The 6,037-nt window shown below is 72.5% G+C and carries 3 protein-coding genes; all 3 read right to left on the reverse strand.

Going from position 1 to position 6,037, the window contains the following annotated elements; genetic code table 11:
• Positions 1 to 155 precede the first annotated feature (155 nt).
• From GT358_RS16170 to GT358_RS16180, 3 genes are read right to left on the reverse strand one after another with little or no spacing between them, the layout of a single operon-like run.
• The gene (locus tag GT358_RS16170) at positions 156 to 3,467 is read right to left on the reverse strand and encodes an error-prone DNA polymerase (protein ID WP_166583669.1); all 3,312 of its coding nucleotides are present in this window, start codon (positions 3,465 to 3,467) and stop codon (positions 156 to 158) included.
• On the reverse strand, positions 3,467 to 5,155 hold the full coding sequence (locus GT358_RS16175; protein ID WP_243730946.1) for a DNA polymerase Y family protein: 1,689 nt from the start codon (positions 5,153 to 5,155) through the stop codon (positions 3,467 to 3,469). Before GT358_RS16175 ends, GT358_RS16170 begins: the two co-directional genes overlap by 1 nt.
• Before the next feature lie 4 nt (positions 5,156 to 5,159).
• Entirely contained in the window at positions 5,160 to 5,780 is a 621-nt protein-coding gene (locus GT358_RS16180; RefSeq protein WP_166583670.1) for a hypothetical protein, read from the reverse strand.
• Positions 5,781 to 6,037 lie beyond the last annotated feature (257 nt).

Raw genomic sequence — 6,037 nt, forward strand, 5'->3', positions numbered from 1 at the left:
CAGACAGATCAACGGGTCCTGATCCCAATGTGGAAGTGGAGTGCAAGGCGATGTCCCTTCAGGAGTGAAGCTGCGCTCCGCAGCAGTGGTGGAGCCGGAGCGGGCCTATGCGCCTGCTGTCAGAGCTGTGCATGAGGTCGCCAGCGTCTGGCGTCTTACCGGAAGTCCTGACTTCGTGGCATCACGCGTGCATTGCGGGGATGGCCCGGCTGGGGGGAGCGGATGGAGCCCTGGACAGGGCGCACCACCTCGTCGGCGCGGGAGAGCGGGGGGGCGAGGCCATCGGGGGCGAGGCGCAGAAGCGCGTCGGTGCGGTCGAGGAGGCTGCGCGCGACCAGGTGGACGATCTCGGCCTCGCGCTGGACGTGGCCCTCGACCATGAGCAGGTGGGCCTGCATGACCACCTTGCGATGCGCCTCGAGCACGGCCGGCCAGACGACGAGATTGGCGCTGCCCGTCTCGTCCTCGAGCGTGATGAAGCAGACCCCCCCGGCCGAGCCCGGCCGCTGGCGGATCAGGACGAGCCCGGCGAGCCGCACGAGCTGGCGGTCGCGCGCCTGCGCGAGGTCGGCGGCGCAGACGTAGCCCTGGGCGCGCAGGCTCTGACGCAGGAAGGCCATGGGGTGGGCCTTCAGCGACAGGCGCAGCGTCTGGTAGTCGGCCACGACCTGCTCGGGCAGGCGCATGGGCGGAAGGGCGATGGCGGGCTCCCGGCCCTGCTCCTCCTCGCCGCGGAAGAGCGGCAGGTCGGGCGCGTCGCGCAGCGCCTTCGCCTCCCAGAGCGCCTGGCGGCGGTCGAGGCCCAGCGAGACGAAGGCGTCGGCCTCGGCCAGCCTGCGGACCTGCGCGGCGGCGAGGCCCGCGCGGCGCTGGAGGTCGGCGAGGGCGGCATAGGGCTCGTCGCGGGCGGCGAGCAGACGCGCGGCAGCGGCCGCGGGGAGGCCCGCGATGGTTCGCAGGCCCAGCCGCACCGCCATGCCGCTGCGGCCGTCCGGGACGAGGGTCGTGTCCCAGTCGGAGTGGTTGACGTCGGGCGGGCGCACCGCGACCCCGTGCTCGCGCATGTCGCGCACGATCTGGGCGGGGGCGTAGAAGCCCATGGGCTGGGAGTTGAGCAAGGCCGCGCCGAAGGCGGCCGGGTAGTGGCACTTGAGCCAGGCCGAGGCATAGACGAGGAGCGCGAAGGACGCCGCGTGGCTCTCGGGGAAGCCATATTCGCCGAAGCCCTTGATCTGGTCGAAGCAGCGGCGCGCGAAGTCCGGGTCGTAGCCGCGCGCGATCATGCGGTTCACCATCTTCGCCTCCAGCCGGTCGATCTGCCCGCGCGAGCGGAAGGTGGCCATGGCCTTGCGCAGCTCGTTGGCCTCGCGCGCATCAAACATGGCGGCGGTCATGGCGATCTTCATCGCCTGTTCCTGGAAGATCGGAACCCCTAGCGTGCGCCCGAGGATGCGCTTGAGCTCGTCAGGCGGCGCGGGCGGGGCGGGGGCGGGATAGGCCACCGCCTCCTGGCCCGAACGGCGGCGCAGGTAGGGATGGACCATGTCGCCCTGGATGGGGCCGGGGCGGACGATCGCCACCTCGATGACGAGGTCGTAGAAGGTCGCGGGCCTGAGGCGCGGCAGCATGTTCATCTGCGCCCGGCTCTCGACCTGGAACACGCCGATGGAGTCGGCGCGCCCGAGCATGGCGTAGGTGGCTGGGTCCTCCTGCGGGATCGTGGCGAGGTCGAGGCTCCGCCCGTGATGAGCGGCCACGAGGTCGAGCGCCTTGCGCAGGCAGGTCAGCATCCCCAGCGCGAGGATGTCCACCTTCATGATGCCCAGGGCGTCGATGTCGTCCTTGTCCCATTCGATGAAACTGCGTTCGGGCATGGCCCCGTGGCCCACGGGGACGGTTTCGGTCAGCGGCCGCTCGGTCAGGACGAAGCCGCCGACATGCTGGCCGAGATGGCGTGGCATCCCGATCAGCTCGGAGGCGAGGCGCACCGCCATCCGCAGGGTGCGGTCGGCGAGGTCGAGCCCCGCCTCCCTTACATGGCGCTCGGCGATCTCGGTGCCCCAGGAGCCCCAGACGGTCTTCGCCAGCGCGCCGGTCACGTCCTCCGACAGGCCCAGCACCTTGCCCACCTCGCGGATCGCCGAGCGGGGGCGGTAGTGGATGACGGTGGCGCAGAGGCCGGCGCGGTGGCGGCCATACTTGGCATAGATGTGCTGGATCACCTCCTCGCGCCGCTCGTGCTCGAAGTCCACGTCGATGTCGGGCGGCTCGCCCATGCGGGCGTCGCTGATGAATCGCTCGATCAGCAGCTCGTGGGCGGCCGGATCGACGGCGGTGATGCCAAGCACGAAGCAGACGGCCGAGTTGGCGGCCGAGCCACGCCCCTGGCAGAGGATGCCGCGGTCGCGCGCGAAGGCCACGATCTCGTGGATCGTCAGGAAGTAGCGGGCGATGCGGTGGCGCGCGATCAGCGCGAGTTCGCCCTCGATGAGCGCCTTCACCTTGGGGGGCACGCCGGCCGGATAGCGCCGCGCGGCCCCCTCCCAGGTAAGCCGCTCGAGATGCTCCTGCGCGGTGGCTCCCTCGGGGACGATCTCGTGAGGGTACTCGTAGCGCAGGTCCTCGAGCGAGAAGGTGCAGGCATCGGCCAGCGTCCGCGCGGCGGCGATCGCCTCGGGCCATTCGCCGAAGAGGCGGACCATCTCGTCGGGCCCCTTCAGGTGCCGCTCGGCGTTGGGCTGGAGCAGGAAGCCCGCCTCGTCTAGGCGCACGCCCTCGCGGATGCAGGTCATCACGTCCTGAAGCGGTCGGCGATGGGGGGCATGGTAGAGCACGTCATTGGTGGCGAGGATCGACAGCCTCTCCGCCGCGGCCATGCGCGCAAGGGCGTTGATCCGCGCCCGGTCGTTGCCGCGATAGAGCCAGGAGGCCGCGACATGCCCCAGGCCTGGCAGGCGGCGCGCTAGCGCGTGCAGCCGCTGCGGCAGCCCCTCGAGGTCGGCGGACGGCACGAGGACAAGCGCGATCCCCTCGGCGTGGGTCGCGAGATCGTCGAGTGTGAGGTCGCAGGCGCCCTTGCGCTGCCAGCCCCCTTGGGCGTCCTGCATCTTGCCCTTGCTGAGCAGGCGCGACAGGCGGCCATAGGCTTCGCGGTCCTTCGGGTAGGCGAGGAACTCCTCGCCCGAGAGCAGCACGAGGCGACAGCCGATCACGGGGCGGAGCTTTGCCACCCGCGCCTCGACATGGACGCGCACCACGCCCGCGAGCGTGTTGCGGTCGGCCACGCCCAGCGCGTCGTAGCCCAAGGCATGGGCGGTCGTCACCAAGTCCACCGCGTCGGAGGCTCCCCGCAGGAAGCTGAAGCAGGTGACAAGCCCCAGCTCCACAAAGGGCGCGCGGGGATTGGGGGTGAAGGCGTTCTCCTCCGAAAGGGTGCGCCTGGGGTGGTGGGGCGTGGCGTCGGGCATCAGGCGAAGATCCCATGGACGAACCAGCGCGGCGGCCCGCCCCGCCCGTCGCCGGCTAGCCCCTCGCGGAAGAGCCAGAGCCGCCGCCCCTCGCCGTCCTCCACACGCCAGTAGTCGCGCGCGCGCGTGCTGGGGCGGTCCCGCCACCATTCGGGGGCGACGCGCTCGGGGCCGGCAAAGCGGGTGACGCGGTGCGTGACGCGGCGCCAGACGAACTGCGCGGGCGGACCCTCGGGCAGGGCATAGGTCACGCGCACCTCCTCCGGCGGGTCGAGAAGGCGGATTGGGCGGGGCGGCGTGCCGGCGGGCGGAGGGGGGAACGGGGCGGAGGCCAGCCCCGTCTCCAGCACGGGCACCCAGGCGACCGACCGCTCGGGCAGGTGGCTCTCGCGCGGGACGGGCCGGCGCAGCGCGTGGGGGCCGAAGCGGGCCGCGAGGCGGTCCACGAGCCGCGCGAGATCCTCGCCAGGCTCCTCACCCCCGAGGCCGCGCTGCCGGGGGTCGAGACCCTCCGCCTCCGCCGCCTCGAGCGTGGCGAGGTCGAAGCCGAAGCCGGGATCGATTCCCTCGAGCCGCCCGTCCAGAAGCCGCGAGAGATGGCCTGCGTCGCGCGTGGCCTGTGCGGTCGCCGCCTCCGCCACCGCCACCCGGCCATCGGTGCGGTAGAGCCGCAAGCGGATGCGCCGCGCGCCGAAGCCCTTGGCCTCCAGCATGGCGCAGAGCTCGCGCGCGAGATGCGGCAGGACCGGCGCGGAGTCCAGGATCGGTTCGGAGAACGCGGCGCGGGCAAGAAAGCGGGGCGGCTCCTCGGGCCAGGCGACGGGTTCGGGCAGCCGTCCCGTGAGCTGGTCGAGGCGGACGAGCGGGTTGGCGCCCGGCTCGGCGCGGGCAAAGCGGCGCGCGAGCGCGAGACGCGGCAGTTCCATCAACGCGCCGATCGTGGAGAGGCCCAGCCGGCGCAGCAGCAGGACCGTCTCGCGGCCCAGCCGCAGCGCCCCGACGGGCAGCGGAGCGGTCATGGCGGCGACCTCGTCCGGCCCACAGAGCGCACGGGCGGGCCCGAACCGTGCGAGCGCCCAAGCTGCCCCGAGCGTGGGCGCAATGGCGAGACGCGCCGTCAGGCCGCAGGCGGACAGGCGGGATTTGATCTCCCCGAGCAGCGCCGCCTCGCCCCCGCGAAGATGGGCCGCGCCGGTCACATCCATGAGAAGGCCGGGCCCTCCGGTCTCCTCCACCGCGGTCCAGGGGCACCATCGCCGCGCCCAGAGCATGAGGCCCTCCAGCGCGGCCGCATCGCCCACCGGATCGGCCTCCTCCACCCGCAAGGCGGTACAGGCGCCGCGTGCGTCCACCACCCGCAGGCCCGGCGCCGCGCCCGCCTCCTCCGCCGCACGGGTGGCAGCATGGATGACCGCGCCGTGGGGACCGGGTGCCGCGAGGGCCAGCAGGACATCCTCGCCTTCTCCCTTGCGGCGCAGGTGGCGCTCGATGGCGAAGCGGGGCAGCGCGAGGGAGAGCAGGCGGCGGCCGGAGGGCTGAGCCGGGCCACGCCCGGAGGCCTTCGGCTTCCGGCGGGCCGTGGCGGCCGAGACCGGCGCCCCGGAGGAGCGGCCGGGAGAGGAGCTGCCCCCGACGTCTTGCGCCCGGTGGGGAAAGCGAAGGAGGACGGCGCCGCGCGTTCCGGTCATGGCGTCAGGCCCGGCGCAGGACCGGCGGTCCGGGACGCGCAGGAGCCGGCCTGCCGACCTCGCCCGCGTCGCGCAGCAGAACGAGCCCCTTGGTCGGATCGCACCGTGCGAGCCACATGCCCGCAGCTCTGTCGCGGCTGCGGAACAGCTCCGCGCGCCACAGCGCTTCGCCCGGGGCATGGGGATCGTCGGGAGAGGGCGCGGAGGGCATCGCGGCCAGCCGCCACCGCTCGCGCGCGGCACTGAGCGATGGCGTGGCGGCGTGCCGCAGCAGCCAGGCCTGCACCCCGCTGCGCTCTGCCCGAAGCGCCAGCCGCCGCGTCGCGGTCAGGTCGAGGACGGCTGGCTCCCCCCAGATCTCTCCCACCACCGCCGACAGGCCTCGGCAGCCCAGCGCCTGCTCCATCGCCCAGAGCACGTCCGCCGGGCGTGGCACGTCCAGATGCAAGAGCACGAGCGGTCCGCCCAGCAGGGCGGCCATTCCCGCAGGATGGGGCCGCCCACCCTCGCGTCGCGACAGCCGGTCCTGCACCCACAGCAGCCGCGCCCCTGCCGCCTGATGCCCAAGCGCGAGGCCCGCCGCGGCCCCGTCGGTCCGGTCGGCGAAGACGTCCCTCAGGGACATCCGAGAGGCAGAAGGGTGAACAATCGGAGCAAGACAGCTGCCATAGGCGATTCCCATGATCGTTCACTTTTTGTTCTAATAACGAGCGGAAAGCAGTCAAGCCGCTTCGCCGCAGGACCCAAGAGGCAGCATGCTGCTGGCGCCGCACACATTTCTCTTCTCCGTAGCCTGCCTTTGCCTTGTCTAGCAGGCTGCGGAAGAAGTTGGCGTAGCCTCCCGGCTCATTGTTTTTTGAGCCAGAACAGGACGGTTGCTGC

It is taken from the genome of Rubellimicrobium sp. CFH 75288, from assembly GCF_009904055.1.
Taxonomy (GTDB): domain Bacteria; phylum Pseudomonadota; class Alphaproteobacteria; order Rhodobacterales; family Rhodobacteraceae; genus Rubellimicrobium.